We start from the raw sequence: 14094 nt of genomic DNA on the forward strand, positions 1-14094 counted from the left end.
TCCGCCCGGCCGTAGACTTGCGCGTGTGGCAGGACGGATCAACGACGACGACGTGAAGGCGGTACGGGACGCAGTCCCGATCGACGCCGTGGTCTCGGAGTACCTCCAGCTGCGCAACGCCGGCGGCGGCAACCTCAAGGGCCTCTGCCCCTTCCACGACGAGAAGTCCCCGTCCTTCCAGGTCAGCCCCAGCAAGGGCTTCTACCACTGCTTCGGCTGCCAGGCGGGCGGGGACACCCTCGACTTCGTCATGAAGATCGACCACCTCTCCTTCTCGGAGGCGGTGGAACGCCTCGCCGGCCTGGCCGGCATCACCCTGCGGTACGAAGAGGGCGGCTACACCGCCGGCACCAGCGGCCGCGGCGAGCGCATCCGGCTGGTCGAGGCGCACAAGGCCGCGGCCGCGTTCTACGTGGACCAGCTCGGCAGCGCCGAGGCGGAGATCGGCCGCAAGTTCCTGGCCGAGCGCGGCTTCGACCAGGCCGCCGCCCAGCACTTCAGCGTGGGCTACAGCCCGGCCGGCTGGGACCACCTGACGCGTTTCCTGCGCGGCAAGGGCTTCAGCGACAAGGAACTGATCACCTCGGGCCTGGCCCAGGACAGCCGCAGCGGAAAGCCCATCGACCGCTTCCGCGGCCGGCTGATGTGGCCGATCCGCGACATCAGCGGGGAGGTCGTCGGCTTCGGCGCGCGCAAGCTGCGCGACGACGACAACGGGCCCAAGTACCTGAACACCCCCGAGACGGCGATCTACAAGAAGTCCCAGGTGCTGTACGGCATCGACCTGGCCAAGAAGGAGATCGCCAAGACCTCCCGGGCCGTCGTGGTCGAGGGCTACACCGACGTCATGGCCTGTCACATGGCCGGGGTCACCACCGCGATCGCCACCTGCGGCACCGCCTTCGGCGGCGACCACATCAAGATCCTGCGCCGGCTGCTCATGGACAACGCGACCGCCGAGGTGATCTTCACCTTCGACGGGGACGCGGCCGGGCAGAAGGCCGCGCTGCGCGCCTTCGAGGACGACCAGAAGTTCGCCGCGGAGACCTCCATCACCATCGCCCCGGGCGGCATGGACCCCTGCGACCTGCGCCTGGTCAAGGGCGACGCGGCCGTCGCGGAGCTGGTCGAGGCCCGCACCCCGCTCTTCGAGTTCGCGCTGAAGCACATCGTGGCCCGGCACAACCTGGAGAACCCGGCGGGACGGGCGGCAGCCCTGGAGGAAGCCGCCCCGATCATCAAGAAGATCAAGAACGTCGCGATCCAGCACGAATCGGCGGTCCAGCTGGCGGGCATGCTCGGCATGCGCGACGAGCAGTTCGTGGTCAAGCGGATCGCCCAGCTCGACCGCTGGGCCCGGGAGCGCGGCAACCAGCCCCAGCAGCAGCGCCGGGGGCAGGCCGACCACGCGTACGAGGACATCCCTGCGCCGGCCGCCGCCCCCTCGGGTCCCGCGCTGAACCTGCGCAGCCCCGCCGCCCGTACCGAGCGGGAACTGCTCAAGCTGGCGCTGCAGCGACCGGCCCTGGTCTCACCGGCCTTCGACGCCTACGGAGTCGACGAGTTCACGGCGCCGCCGTACGCGGCGGTCCGCCAGGCCATCCAGGACGCGGGCGGCGCTTCGGCCGCCGACGACGACTACCTGGTCCGGGTCCGGGAGTCCGCGCCGAACGACACCGTCCGCGCCATGGTCACCGAGCTCGCGGTCGAGGTCATCATGCGCAAGACCGTGGACGAGATCTACGCCGGCGAGCAGCTGGTCACGGTGCGGCTCCGCGCCGTCGACCGCCGGGTCCAGGAGATCCAGGGCACCCTGGCCCGCCTCGGCCACCAGGACGCCCCGGAGCAGCTCGCGGCGGTCCAGGAAGAGCTGTGGGTGCTCCAGCAGTACGGCCAGCGCCTGCGCAACCGCGGCGCGGAAGGCCTGTAGGTCCGTAGGCCTGTAGGTCCGTAGGCAGTCCCTTCCGGATCAGGGTGCTCCCCGGCGGCGCAGCCAGTCGCCGCCCGGGATGGGGGTGCCGGAGCGGGCCAGGTGGTGGGCCAGGGACGGGGCGGCCAGGTAGACCCAGGCGCGGACCGGGGTGCCGTCGGGGCGCAGGGCCTCGCGGGCGGTGCGGTCGTAGATGTTGGCGGGGTGTCCGGGGCCGGCGTACTCCTCCAGCAGGTCGAGCGCGACGAGGAGTTCCGCGTAGGCCCCGGGGGCCGGGGTGATCAGCTCTCCGGCTATCGCCGAGCCGGGGCGGTCCACGGCGTACGGGTATCCGGGGCCCTCGTACAGGGCCGCGTCCGGGAGGCGGGCGGGCTCCTCGGCGGCCGTGCGGCCGCGCAGGAACAGGGCGTGGTTGACCTCTCCCGGGCGCAGGGTCCCGTAGACGAAGAACGGCAGCTCCTCGCTCCGAGGAATCGTTCCTCCGCCCTGGCCTTCCGGCCGATCGGCCGATGTCATACGGGCCTCCCTCGCTTCAGACTGGGCTGCTGACCGGTCTCCCACCGGCCGTGGTCCGGGTCCGAAGTCCCGACTTCGGCCACGGGATCCCGCCTCCGCACGGCTGTTACACGACCGCCCGGTCCCTGTGACCGACACCGTCTACCGTCAGTCTGCCTCCCCGCACGCCGCCCTCCCCCACCACACCCCCACCCCCCACCCGACGGTTCCGCCTCCCATGACTCGACCGACCCTCCGCAGCATCGCCGCGGCCGCCCTGCTCTGCACCGGCCTCGGCGGCTGCGCCGCGCCCGGGGGCCTCGGACCCGGTGAGGTCGCGCCGCCCGTGTCCGCCCAGCCCCGGCCGAAGCCGCTCTGGCCCACGTGGACCGAGGCCCCGAGCTCCGGCGGTACGGCGGTGGCCGGCCGGGTGCCGCCGCCGCGGCCGCTCGACGACGCCCCCACGGTGGGGCCGGGGGGCATCGAGAAGGTCGACGTGATGGCCGTGGTCCGTGCGGACAAGGCGATGAAGCGTTTCAGCGACGGGAAGCAGATCCAGAGTCCCGGCAAGGCCGGGCTCCGGCCGGCCCGGTACGCGGACCTGACGGGCGACGGACACCACGAGCTGATCGTCGCCGCCGACACCCAGACCGGGCGTTCGGTGCTGAGCGTCTACACCGTGGCCGACGGGAAGATCGTTCCGATCCTGATGACCAGCGGCCGGCGGCTGAGCGCCGAGACCGTCGGCACCGATCTGCTGGTCCGCACCACCGACGACGACGGCTCCGCGCACGACATCCGCTACCACTGGGACGGCCAGCGGATGAGCGTGCTCAGCGACGAGCACAGGTTCGGCAACGTCATCTCCGCACCGGGCTCCGGCACGTGCCCGGCCCCACTGCCGGACGGCTCCGACTCGGGCTCCGACTCCGGCTCCGAAACACCCGGACCCACCGACCGGGGCGGCCGGTGAAGCGCCTCCTGCTCCGCGGCCGCCGCCTGCTGCACTCCCTCGGCCTGCGCTGGAAGATCGCCGTCCTGCTCGCCGTCGGCTGCTCGCTGGTCGCGCTCACCATCGGCATCCTGATCCACGAGGCCCGGGCGAACCAGGTGGCCGACGCGGCGCGCCAGAGCGCCCTCGCGCAGCTCGTCCGGGTGCGCCAGGTGTACGAGCTCACGGGCCAGCTCGACTTCGACAAGGTCGGCGAGGCCGACGCGCGCCTCGACTGCCCGAGCCTGCCCGAACCCCTGCGGCAGGCCGCCCTGGCCGGGAAGCGCACCACCTACCTCGACCTGCGCGGCCCCCAACCGGCGGTGTGGGCGGCCCGGCCGGTCGGGGGCGACCACGTGCTCTCCGTACGCCAGTCGCTGGCGGCGGAGCAGTCGGAACTGTGGGAACTGGACCAGAAGTTGATGGCCTTCGGGGCGGTCGTCGTCACCCTCGCGGCGACCGGCGGGGCGGCGCTGGCCAGCCGGCTGAGCAAGGACCTGCGGTCCGCGGCCGAGACGGCCCGGCGGATCAGCACGGGCGAACTGGACGCACGGATAGGCCCGTCGGGCGTGCCGGGGACGCGGAACGAGGTGGCCGAGCTGTCCGCGGCGGTCGACACGATGGCGGCGAGCCTGCAACGGCGGCTGGTGGCGGAGCAGCGGTTCACGGCGGACGTGGCGCACGAGCTGCGGACCCCGCTGACCGGTCTGCACACCGCCGCCGAACTGCTCCCTCCGGGGCGGCCCACGGAGCTGGTGCGCGACCGGGTCGCAGCCCTGCGCAGCCTGACGGAGGACCTCCTGGAGGTGGCCCGGCTGGACGGGGACCGGGAGGTGGCCCAGCTGGACGTCCACCCCCTGGGGCCGCTGGTGGAGGCCGTCACCCGGCGTTCGGGGGTGGAGGCACAGGTCCTGGGCGCCGCCGACGGCACGGCCCGCGTCCGCACGGACGTCCGGAGGCTGGAGCGGATCCTGACGAACCTGCTGGTCAACGCCCGCAAGCACGGCGGGGAGCCGATCACCGTGACGGTGTCCGGGAACACGGTGACCGTACGGGACCGGGGCCCGGGCTTCCCGGAGGCGCTGCTGCGGGACGGACCGCAGCGGTTCCTGACGGGTGCGACGGAACGCGGCCAGGGCACGGGCCTCGGCCTGACCATCGCCCTGGGCCAGGCCCACGTCATCGGAGCCGGCATCACCCTCACCAACCCCACCCCCACCGGAGCCGCGGCCACCCTCACCCTCCCCCCGGCCTGACCCGGCCCGGGGGCCGAGCCCGCACCCGCGAGCTCGGCGTCACCCGGACGGGGTGGGGGCCCGCAAATGTCCTCCCACCGCGCCCCACCTGCGGGAACGCCCCGCCACCCCCTCCCCCCGACGTCGATCTGACACCGCATCAGCAGGCGGTCGCCCGGCCGCCCGGGTTACCTCGGAGACACGACCCCGTGTCCACAGGAGACCCGCCATGCGCCGACGCACCGCCCACGTGCTCACCGCCACCGCGCTGACCGCCGTCGCGTTCGCCGGACCGGTGGCCGGCGCGGTCGCCGCCGCGGACCTGGGCATGACGGGCTTCGGCATGACGGGCTTCGCGGCCGGCGACTTCGCCCCGCTGGAGATCTGGCCCAAGTCCGCCGCCCCCGGCACCACCGTCACGGTGAACACCACGGCCTGCGGTCCCGGCAGCCACGCCGAGGGCGACGCCACCACCGTCGGGGGCGGTCGCTTCAAGCTGACCCCGGGCACCCACAAGGAGGTGGTCGTGGGACAGTTCCAGGTCGCCCGCGGAGCCCACCCCGGCACCCACGCGATCGGCGCCACCTGCGCGAACGGCAAGTTCGCCACCGGCGACCTGATCGTCACCGAGCACGACCGCGCCCCCCAGGGCCACGTGCGCACCGGGGTGGGCGGTGGCACGACCACCACCACCGACCCCGCCAAGATCGCGGCGGGAGTGGCAGTGCTGGCCGCCACCGCCGTCGGCGGTACCTGGTTCCTGCGTCGCCGGGCGAGCGGCACGCGGAACTGACGGACGCCCACCGCGGCTCCGGCCGCGGTCCGACCGGTACCGTCCCCCGTCGCCCGCCCCGCGAGGTCCCCCCCGTTCGCGGGGCCGGGCGACGGCCAGTCACCTCGTTCACGTCACACGTCACACGTCACCAAGCCGAGGGGGCCGCATGGAGGCAGAGGGACGCCGCGCCCGCGCCCGCGCCGGTGGGCTCGTCGCGCTCGCCACCTGCATCGGCGTCTGGCTGATCGGCAGCGGCTCCAGCGAGCCCGTCCGGCCTCCGCTGCCGTCCCCCGGTGAGGCGCTGAGCGCCCAGGCCCGCTTCCCCGCAGCCATCGCCGCGCTCCCCGGCTCCCCTCCCACCCGGATCCGGATCCCGTCCATCCGGGTGGACGCCCCGCTCACCGGGCTCGGGCTGCAGGCCGACGGCAGTCTCGAAGTTCCGCCGCCCGCGCGCCGGGACCTGGCGGGCTGGTACCGCGAGGGCACCACCCCGGGCGCCACCGGCACCGCCGTGGTCGCCGGGCACGTGGACAACGCCACCGGCCCCGCGGTCTTCTACCACCTCGGCGCCCTGCGCCGCGGAGCCCTGATCGAGATCGCCCGCGCCGACGGACGTACGGCCGTGTTCACCGTCCACGCGGTGGAGGTCTACGACGCCAAGGCCTTCCCCGACTCCCGCGTGTACGGGTCATCGCCGCGCGCCGAGCTCCGCGTCATCACCTGCGGCGGGGGCTTCTCCCCGCGCACCGGCTACCAGGGCAACGTGGTCGTCTTCGCCCACCTGACGGGCACGTATTAGAGGGGCACGGCCTAGCCGGTGCGGACGACGGCCTGCTCGCCGTGGGGGCCGAACAGGTGCAGGATCTCCACCACCTCGCCTTCGGCGGGGCCGAACCAGTGGGGTTCGCCGGTGTCGAACTCGGCGACCTCGCCGGGGCGCAGGGTGAGGCTCCGCTCGCCGATGACGAGGTGGAGCTCGCCGGCGAGGACGTAGAGCCATTCGTAGCCGGCGTGGGTCACCAGTTTCGGCTCCCGGTACGCGAGCACCTGCTTGAAGACCTGGACCCGGCCGGGGTACGTCGTCAGGGGGACCAGGATGCTCCCGTCGCGGCGGCGGGGCTTCAGGTGGACGCGCGCGTCACCGGTGACCGGTGCCGCCACGAGCTGGTCGAGGGCGACGCGATGGGTGCGCGCGAGCGGGAGGAGCAGTTCGAGGGTCGGCCGCCGCTTGCCCGACTCCAGGCGGGAGAGCGTGCTCACGGAGATCCCGGCAGCCTGGGAAAGGGCCTCCAGGGTGAGGCCGCGCTCGCGCCGCAGCGCCCGCAGGCGCGGGCCGATGGCGTCCAGGGTCCGCTTGAGTTCGGCGTGCGCGGCGTGTTCGGCGTCCCTGTCCATGGGGTCATTTTGCGGTACCGGCAAATTTCCTGGGCCTTGGCGGCCGCCCGGTCCGAGCATGGGGCGACATCCGAAGCCGGCGGCCGACAGGCCGTCGCGGACCCGAGGCGGACCCATGACCACGACGATCCCGGCCGGAACGGCCACAGGGCCGGCCCTCGGCGCGCGCCGGCGGTGGACGGTACTGGCCGTCTGCGCGCTGAGCATGTTCCTCATCGGAGTGGACACCACCATCGTCAACGTGGGCCTGCCCGCGATCGGGCGGGGCCTGGGGACGGACACCCGCGGTCTGGAATGGGTCGTGGACGCCTACACCCTGGTCCTCGCCAGCCTCCTCATCGCCTCCGGCGCCCTCGCGGACCGCTTCGGACGCCGCCGGGTCTTCCGGTGCGGGCTGGCCGTCTTCGGTCTGGCCTCCCTCGCCTGCGCCCTCGCTCCGTCGCTCGGCCTGCTCGTCGCGGCGCGGGCCGTCCAGGGGATGGGGGCCTCGATGCTGAGCCCGGTGGCCCTGGCGATCGTGGTCAACGCGATGCCCGACCCGCGGGAGCGGGCGCGGGCCATCGGCATATGGGCCTCGGTCTTCGGGCTCAGCATGGCCGCGGGGCCGGTGATCGGCGGATCCCTCATCGCGGCGTTCGGCTGGCGCTCGGTGTTCTGGATCAACGCCCCGGTGGTCGTCGGCGCGCTCGTCCTGGTGGCGGTGTTCGTGCCGGAGTCCCGCGGGCAGCGGGCCCGGCGGCTCGACCTGCCCGGCCAGTTGCTCCTCACGACGGCCCTGTGCGTGTCGGTCGGCGTCCTGATCGAAGGCCCCCGCATCGGCTGGACCTCCCCCGCCGCCCTGGCCTGCTACGCCGTCGCCGCGGCGGCCACGGCCGCCTTCGCCCGGGTCGAGCTCCGCCGGCCCGAGCCCCTGATCGACCTCCGGCTGTTCCGGCGGCCGCCCTTCGCCTCGGCGGTCCTGGGCGCGGTGGCGGTGTTCGCCGCGCTGAGCGTGAGCCTGCTCCTCACCACCTTGTACCTGCAGGACGCCCTCGGCTGGACCCCGCTCGCGGCCGGTGCCGCGACCCTGCCCCTCGCGCTCGGGGCCACGGTGTGCGCGCCCTGGTCGGGGAGTCTGACGGGGCGTCTCGGGCCGCGGCGACCGCTCCTCCTCGCGGGCGGGTTCACCGCGGCGGGCGGGCTCTGCATGGCGGGCGTGGGGCTGGGCCCGAGCCCGGGCGTGCCGCTGCTCCTGTCGGCCCACCTGCTCATCGGCATCGGGTTCGGCTTCGCCAACGCCCCGCTGACCCAGACCGCGGTCGGCGGACTCCCGCCGTCCCGTGCCGGTGTGGCCGGGGCCGTCACCTCCACCGCCCGCCAGGTCGGATCGGCGGTCGGCATCGCCGTCGCGGGGGCTCTGGCCGCGGGCGTCGCCCCGGATGCCCTCGCCCGGGCGTCCCGGCCGGGCTGGCTGCTCGTGACGGCCTGCGGACTGTCCCTCTTCGCGGTGGCCCGGGCCTCCGTGAAGCCGCAGGGGGCTGAACCGTCTGCTTGACGAGCGCCTCGCAGGCCCCGAGGCCCTCCCCGAACCGCCGAGAAAGAGACGGCCTAGTACGCCGGCGCGTACCAGCGGCGGTGGACGTACGGCTCCACGCACAGGACCGCGGCGCCCGCCACGGCTCCCACCAGGAGCGAGGTCCAGCCGCCCCCGGCGACGAGCGCTGCGGCGCAGGCGGCGGCCACGACCAGGGGGCGGACCAGGGTCAGCGGGCCGAGCCCGACGGCCACGGCGAGGGTGCCGGCCCGGAACGGCAGCGCGAGGTAGGCGGCGAGGGAGAACACGACGGCGAGGGCATAGGCCCCGAGCGGGACGAGGAAGCCGAACCCGCCGTCGGCCAGGGCCCCGTACGCCCGGTCCGGATCCTCGGCGAGCAGCAGGACGGCGCCGGCCGTGAGCGCGGGGGCGAGCAGCAGGACGGCGCCGACCGACAGCCCGCGCAGGGCCGCACGGACGACGGCACGGTGCTTGCGGATCCGGGCGTCCCGGCCGGCGTAGGCGCGGAAGCCGCTGAACGCCGCGTCGACGAGGCCGAGGGCGGCGAGTGCCCAGGCCGGGTTCATCGCGCGGCCCCGGTCCCGGCGGTCGCGGACCATGCCGCGGGGTCGTGCCCGGTCGGTCCGCCGCGGATCAGCTGCTCCGCGCCCACGAGCCGGCGGGAGTCGCGGCCGAGGGCCTGGCGCAGCGGGTCCTCCAGGTAGGGCCGGATGCCCAGGACCGGGCGCAGGGTGGTGGAGAAGGGGTTCGACAGTCCGCGGGGTTCGTAGAGCAGCGGCCGGATGCCCGGTACGGTCGCCGCGCGCAGCAGGGTTTCGTCCGAGTGGGCGCGCCGGGCGGAGACGACCCCGTCGTGGCGGCCGAGCGGATGGCGCATGCGGGCGCGGTGGAACATCCAGGCGCCCAGGGGTGCCAGCCGGGTGGCGGCGATGTCGAAGTGGCAGAAGGCGAGTGCCGGGGAGTCGGCCTGGGCCTCGAAGAACTCCGCGAGCGCGGGGCCGCGGAAGTGGTGCAGCACTCCGGTGGAGACGTAGACGGTGGCGACCTCCGGCAGGTCGAAGGCGTTGCCGTGGACGAACCGGCAGTCGAGCCCCTCGGCGCGGGCCAGCCGGTCGGCCTCGGCGACGAGCGAGGCGTCGAGGTCGACGCCGATCAGCTCGACGTTGGGGCCCAGGGCGCCGGTGGAGGCCAGCCAGCGGACGAGGTAGCCGAGCCCGGATCCGATGTCGACCAGGCGGAACCTGCCGCGGCGGCCCGCGATCTCGCTGATGGCCTCGAACAGCGGGTCCAGTATGTGCACCAGCCGTTCCCCGATGCGCAGTTCCTCGCTGAGCCGCTGGAGCTCGGTGTGGACGCCGATCATCAGCCGGTCCACGGCGAGCGGGTCGAGCACGTCGTCCGGGCCGGCCGGCAGTCCGGCGACGATCCGGGCCGCGCGCGGATCCCCGGCCTCGTCGAGCCGGCGGACCACATCACCCCGGCGCACCGGCAGTCGCGCCCCGCTGAGCGGATCGGTGACGGTGATCAGGTCGGATATCTCAAGGTGGGGCACGCTCGCAACTTTATCCCCCGACGACCGTCTCAGCTGCAGGTCAGCCCCATTGTTCGAAACCCAGCTTCACTACCAGGGCTCCGACGACCGTCAGGAGGACTCCTCGGACGAATCCGCTGCCCTTCCGGAGCGCCATCCGGGCTCCGATCATGGCACCGGCCAGGTTGAACACGGCCATCAGTGCGGCCAGTTGCCACAGCACCATGCCCTGGTAGGCGAACATGGCGAGCGCTCCTGCGTTGGTGCACACGTTGACGATCTTCGCCGTGGCGGAGGCGGTGACCAGGTCGAGGTGGAGCAGGGCCGTCAGCGCGAGGACCAGGAAGGTGCCGGTGCCGGGGCCGATGAGCCCGTCGTAGAAGCCGATGCCGAGGCCCGCCAGCGCGATGGTGAGCAGGACGCGTCGGCGGCCGACCGGAGCGGCTCCGGGGGCGACGCCGAAGGCGGGGCGGAAGAGGACGAACGCCGCGACGACCACCAGGACCGCCATGATCAGCGGGCGCAGCGCGTCCTTGCTGATGCCGCCGGCCAGGGCGGCCCCGCCCATCGAGCCGGCGAGGGCGGCCAGACCGATGCGGACGGCGAGCTTCACGTCCACCGGGGTCTTGCGCAGGTACGACACGGCCGCGCCGGAGGTCCCGACGATGGCCACGGCCTTGTTGGTGCCGAGGACGGTGGCGGGGTGGGCGTTCGGCAGGCCGAGGAGCAGGGCGGGCAGGAGCAGCAGCCCGCCGCCGCCCACGACGGCGTCGATCCAGCCGGCCGCGGCGGCGGCCACGCACAGCACGATGATCATGGTTGTCGATATGTCAGGCACGGCCCGACCTTATGGAGCAGATGGCTGCACCGGCCATCAATCTCCGGAAACTTGCGCAAAGGTTGAGCTTCGCCCGGCCGGAGCCCGGTCCGGGGCCACGGGAGCCGACGGATCCACCGCCGCCGTCAGCACGCTCGCGACCAGCACACTGACCAGCCCGAGCCCCGCCGCGAGCCGCCTGCCCGGCGGTACGGCCCCCCAGGCAGCCCGCACCACGGCCCCCCGAGGCCTCCGATGCCGAGCCACCACCCCAGGACCGGGCAGAGCAGAATCCACCCCTTCCGGCACCCGCCGACCCGCCACCGGAGGGACGGGCGGAGCCGAATCCAGCCCGTCCGGCGTTTGAGGACCGGGGTCTGGGGCGGAGCCCCAGGGAACGGGCGAAGGGTGGGTAGGGGACGAGCCCCGCGCAGCGGCAAAGGACACGGGCAGGGCGACGTGCAACGGGTGACGCACAGGGGTGGCGACCTCTCGGGGGCGGGGGCGAATTCGGGCGCGGGCGGCGCGGAAGCGGGATCGAGGCGCGGGCTCAGAGTCCGAAGCACTCCGCATGGATCCGCCCCACCGGCACCCCGGCCCGCACCAGCGCGGCCATCGTGGCGTCCGCCATCCCCGGCGGCCCGCACAGGTACACGTCGTGCTCCGCCAGCTCCGGTACCAGCTCGGCCAGTGCCTGCGGGGCCAGCGGGTCGAAGGCGGCGCCCGACGGCCCGAGCAGGTAGTGCAGCCCGGCCTGCCGCTGGGCGGCGATGGCCTCCAGTTCCGAGCGCAGGACGAGGTGTTCCTCGGCGCCCGCCCGGTAGAGCAGGGTGATGTCCCCCGGCCCGCCGGGCAGGGTCTCGAACAGGGCCCGCATCGGGGTGATCCCGACCCCGCCGGCGATGAGCAGCACCTTGGTCCGGGTCCGCCGCGCAGCGGTGAGCGCCCCGAAGGGCCCGGTGGCGAGGACCCTCGTGCCGGGGCGCAGCCGGCGGATCCGGCGGGAGTGGCCGCCGAGGGCCTTCACGGTGATGCGCAGGGTGTTGCCGCGGACGGGCGCGGACAGCGAGAACGGCAGCGCGGTGTGCCACAGCCTGCGCTGGAGGAACCGCCAGCGCAGGAACTGCCCCGGCTCGGCGCGCAGCTCCGCGAGGTGTTCCCCGTAGACGAGGACGGAGACCACCCCGGGCCCCTCCGCGCGGACCTCGGCGACGCGCAGCGCGTGCCGCAGGGCCTGGCGTACGGGGACCACGGCCCGGTACCAGACCAGCAGGACGGCGACCACGGCGTGCGCGAGGGCCCAGAACCAGGCGACGAGGGCCAGGTCGGGCCCGGCGAGCTGGTGCCCGAAGGCGAGGGCTGCGGCGAGGTACACCAGGAGGTGGACTCCCCGCCAGGTCTCGTGCGACACCCGGCGGCGTACGGCGCGGGCGGAGGTGATGCCGACGGCGGCCAGGAGGACGGTCCCGGCCGCCGCGGCGGCCAGGGCCGGGTAGCCGAGCAGCTCCCGGACGGCGGAGAGCACGTCGACGCCCTGGTGCACGGCGTAGCCGCAGAGAGCGAAGAGCACGTGCCCGAAACAGAGCAGCAGGACGTGGCGGCCGCCCAGCGCGTGCCAGCGGGCGAGCCGGGCCGCGCCCACTCCGTGCTCGACGGCGGGGACGCGGGCCATGAGGAAGAGCAGGACGAGCACTCCGTACCCGGCGAGGAGGCCGGACAGGTGCGCGGCGGTCGCGAACAGCGCGTCGAGCCGGGCCGAGGGCCGTACCTGGGCGGCCCACAGCAGGGCGACGGCCCCCGCCCCGCCGAGCATTCCGCCCTTGACCCGAACCGCCATGTCTCGCTCTCGCATGCGGCCACGCTAAGGCCGCTCAGACGCCCCTCCCGGCCTCCCGGTGATCCTTAAGGCGGCCTTGAGGAACGCCTCACGGGCGCTTAACCCGCGCGCTGAGGTCGAGGTTCCGTCCGGGAAACAAAGGCGATGCCGTGGGGAAACAGCGGCCGCGCACTCTCGTGTCATGACCTCGGAACAGCAACGCGTGGTGGTGATCGGCGGCGGCCTCGCCGGCCTGCGGCTCGCCGCCCGGCTGGGCGGGGACGTGCGCGTCCTCGGCGAGGAGGAGCACGTCCCCTACAACCGGGTCCTCCTCGCGGAGGTCCTGGCCGGCCGGTACGCACCGGAGGTGACGGCCCTCCCGGCCCCCGGCCCGGCGCTGCGCCGGGGCGTGCGGGCGGTACGGATCGACCGGGCGGAGCGGGTGGTGCACTGCGACGACGGCTCGGTCGAGCGGTACGGCACCCTCGTCCTGGCCACGGGGTCGAACCCGGTCCTCCCTCCCCTCCGCGGCCTGTTCGAACCCGAGGGCCGGGAACTCCCCGCCGGGGTGCACGCGTTCCGCACCATGGACGACTGCCTGGCCCTTTCGGCGGCCGTACGTCCCGGGGCGCGCGCGGTGGTGATCGGCGGCGGCCTCCTCGGCGTCTCGGCGGCCCGCGCCCTGGCCGAGCGGGGCGCGCAGGTGGTCCTCGCCCAGCAGGGCGAGCGCCTGATGGAGCGCCAGCTGGACGCGGAGGCCTCGGAGCTGCTGCACGCCCACCTCACCGGCATGGGCGTGGAGATCCACACGGAATGCCGTGTCCGCGGCCTGCTGACGACGACGGACACGACGGCGTCGGCGGCAGCAGCAGCGGCAGCAGCAGCAGCAGCACCAACGGCAGAAGCAGAGCCGGCGCACCCCGCCGGCCCCGCCGACCGCCGCCCGAGGACCACCCCCGCCCCGGCCCCCCGCCGGGTGACCGGCGTGGAGCTCGCGGTCGGCTACCGCCTGGAGGCCGACCTCGTCGTCCTCGCCTGCGGAGTCCGCCCCCGCACCGGCCTCGCCCAGGCCGCCGGCCTGGACGTCCGCAAGGGCATCCTCGTCGACGACGAGCTGCGCACCAGCGACCCCCGGATCCACGCCGTCGGCGACTGCGCCGAGCACGCGGGCCGGGTGTACGGCCTGGCCGGCCCCGCCCTCGAACAGGCCGATGCCCTCGCCGGGGTCCTCCTCGGCACCGGCAAGGGACTCGGCCGGGACCCCGCCTACAACGGGACCCGCGCCCTGACCCGGCTCACCCTCACCGCCGGCGGTGACCGGCCCCTCGACCTCGCCGCCTTCGGCGAGACCACCGCACTCCCCGGCGACGACGTCGTCCGGCTCGCCGACGCCACCCGCCGCACCTACCGCAAGGTCGTCATCCGCGGCGACCGGCTCGTCGGCGGGGTCCTGCTCGGCGAACTCTCCAGCGTGGGCGCCCTCGCCCGCAGCTGGGAGGACGGCGCCCCCCTCACCGACCAGCACGGTCTCACCGACCTGCACCACCTGCTCACCGACGACGGAGGCTCCTGATC

Annotated in this window: 13 protein-coding genes; 7 read left to right on the forward strand and 6 right to left on the reverse strand. The window is 74.5% G+C overall.

Going from position 1 to position 14094, the window contains the following annotated elements; genetic code table 11:
* The first annotated feature begins 25 nt into the window (after window positions 1-25).
* Window positions 26-1930 carry a DNA primase gene (gene dnaG / locus ACZ60J_RS16215; protein WP_469682370.1) on the forward strand — a complete coding sequence of 635 codons (1905 nt, stop codon included), beginning with the start codon at window positions 26-28 and terminating at the stop codon, window positions 1928-1930.
* A gap of 39 nt (window positions 1931-1969) precedes the next feature.
* On the opposite strand, the gene ACZ60J_RS16220 is transcribed toward dnaG, so the two are convergent.
* Window positions 1970-2446, reverse strand: coding sequence for a gamma-glutamylcyclotransferase family protein (locus ACZ60J_RS16220; RefSeq protein ID WP_469682371.1), 477 nt, complete (start codon window positions 2444-2446; stop codon window positions 1970-1972).
* A gap of 217 nt (window positions 2447-2663) precedes the next feature.
* Here ACZ60J_RS16220 and ACZ60J_RS16225 point away from each other — a divergent pair, with 217 nt between their 5' ends.
* The 4 genes from ACZ60J_RS16225 to ACZ60J_RS16240 all read left to right on the forward strand — a co-directional run bounded on the left by ACZ60J_RS16225 (window position 2664) and on the right by ACZ60J_RS16240 (window position 6225).
* Window positions 2664-3398, forward strand: coding sequence for a hypothetical protein (locus ACZ60J_RS16225; RefSeq protein ID WP_469682373.1), 735 nt, complete (start codon window positions 2664-2666; stop codon window positions 3396-3398).
* A complete protein-coding gene (locus tag ACZ60J_RS16230) occupies window positions 3395-4672 on the forward strand; it encodes an ATP-binding protein (RefSeq protein WP_469682374.1) in 1278 nt (425 codons plus the stop codon). Before ACZ60J_RS16225 ends, ACZ60J_RS16230 begins: the two co-directional genes overlap by 4 nt.
* Before the next feature lie 208 nt (window positions 4673-4880).
* A complete protein-coding gene (locus ACZ60J_RS16235) occupies window positions 4881-5444 on the forward strand; it encodes a hypothetical protein (protein ID WP_469682375.1) in 564 nt (187 codons plus the stop codon).
* Window positions 5445-5592: 148 nt separating this feature from the next.
* Window positions 5593-6225, forward strand: a complete 633-nt coding sequence (locus ACZ60J_RS16240; RefSeq protein ID WP_469682376.1) for a class F sortase — start codon at window positions 5593-5595, stop codon at window positions 6223-6225.
* A gap of 11 nt (window positions 6226-6236) precedes the next feature.
* Here the strand turns inward: ACZ60J_RS16240 and ACZ60J_RS16245 are convergent, their stop codons facing one another.
* A complete protein-coding gene (locus tag ACZ60J_RS16245) occupies window positions 6237-6821 on the reverse strand; it encodes a helix-turn-helix domain-containing protein (RefSeq protein WP_469682377.1) in 585 nt (194 codons plus the stop codon).
* Window positions 6822-6936: 115 nt separating this feature from the next.
* Between ACZ60J_RS16245 and ACZ60J_RS16250 the strand changes: the two genes are divergently transcribed.
* Window positions 6937-8355: an MFS transporter gene (locus ACZ60J_RS16250; protein WP_469682379.1), complete on the forward strand. Its 1419-nt coding sequence runs from the start codon at window positions 6937-6939 to the stop codon at window positions 8353-8355.
* A 53-nt stretch (window positions 8356-8408) separates the two neighbouring features.
* Here ACZ60J_RS16250 and ACZ60J_RS16255 read toward each other — a convergent pair whose 3' ends face one another.
* The 4 genes from ACZ60J_RS16255 to ACZ60J_RS16270 form a co-directional block, all read right to left on the reverse strand.
* Complete coding sequence (locus tag ACZ60J_RS16255; RefSeq protein ID WP_469682380.1) at window positions 8409-8954, reverse strand: hypothetical protein; 546 nt, start codon at window positions 8952-8954, stop codon at window positions 8409-8411.
* On the reverse strand, window positions 8918-9907 hold the full coding sequence (locus ACZ60J_RS16260; protein WP_469682382.1) for a class I SAM-dependent methyltransferase: 990 nt from the start codon (window positions 9905-9907) through the stop codon (window positions 8918-8920). Before ACZ60J_RS16260 ends, ACZ60J_RS16255 begins: the two co-directional genes overlap by 37 nt.
* Window positions 9908-9947: 40 nt before the next feature.
* Entirely contained in the window at window positions 9948-10724 is a 777-nt protein-coding gene (locus ACZ60J_RS16265; RefSeq protein WP_469682384.1) for a sulfite exporter TauE/SafE family protein, read from the reverse strand.
* Between the two features lie 529 nt (window positions 10725-11253).
* Window positions 11254-12555, reverse strand: a complete 1302-nt coding sequence (locus tag ACZ60J_RS16270) for a ferredoxin reductase family protein (protein ID WP_469682385.1) — start codon at window positions 12553-12555, stop codon at window positions 11254-11256.
* A gap of 166 nt (window positions 12556-12721) precedes the next feature.
* On the opposite strand from ACZ60J_RS16270, the gene ACZ60J_RS16275 reads away from it, so the two are divergent.
* Window positions 12722-14092, forward strand: coding sequence for an NAD(P)/FAD-dependent oxidoreductase (locus ACZ60J_RS16275; protein WP_469682387.1), 1371 nt, complete (start codon window positions 12722-12724; stop codon window positions 14090-14092).
* Window positions 14093-14094: the final 2 nt, after the last annotated feature.

The organism is Streptomyces sp. NPDC104226 (genome assembly GCF_055584085.1).

Coding starts and splice junctions, on each gene's coding strand:
- ACZ60J_RS16220 (WP_469682371.1), bottom strand. CDS start 2,446: ATGACATCGGCCGATCGGCCGGAAGGCCAGGGCGGAGGAACGATTCCT.
- ACZ60J_RS16225 (WP_469682373.1), top strand. CDS start 2,664: ATGACTCGACCGACCCTCCGCAGCATCGCCGCGGCCGCCCTGCTCTGC.
- ACZ60J_RS16235 (WP_469682375.1), top strand. CDS start 4,881: ATGCGCCGACGCACCGCCCACGTGCTCACCGCCACCGCGCTGACCGCC.
- ACZ60J_RS16240 (WP_469682376.1), top strand. CDS start 5,593: ATGGAGGCAGAGGGACGCCGCGCCCGCGCCCGCGCCGGTGGGCTCGTC.
- ACZ60J_RS16245 (WP_469682377.1), bottom strand. CDS start 6,821: ATGGACAGGGACGCCGAACACGCCGCGCACGCCGAACTCAAGCGGACC.
- ACZ60J_RS16250 (WP_469682379.1), top strand. CDS start 6,937: ATGACCACGACGATCCCGGCCGGAACGGCCACAGGGCCGGCCCTCGGC.
- ACZ60J_RS16255 (WP_469682380.1), bottom strand. CDS start 8,954: ATGGTCCGCGACCGCCGGGACCGGGGCCGCGCGATGAACCCGGCCTGG.
- ACZ60J_RS16270 (WP_469682385.1), bottom strand. CDS start 12,555: ATGCGAGAGCGAGACATGGCGGTTCGGGTCAAGGGCGGAATGCTCGGC.
- ACZ60J_RS16275 (WP_469682387.1), top strand. CDS start 12,722: ATGACCTCGGAACAGCAACGCGTGGTGGTGATCGGCGGCGGCCTCGCC.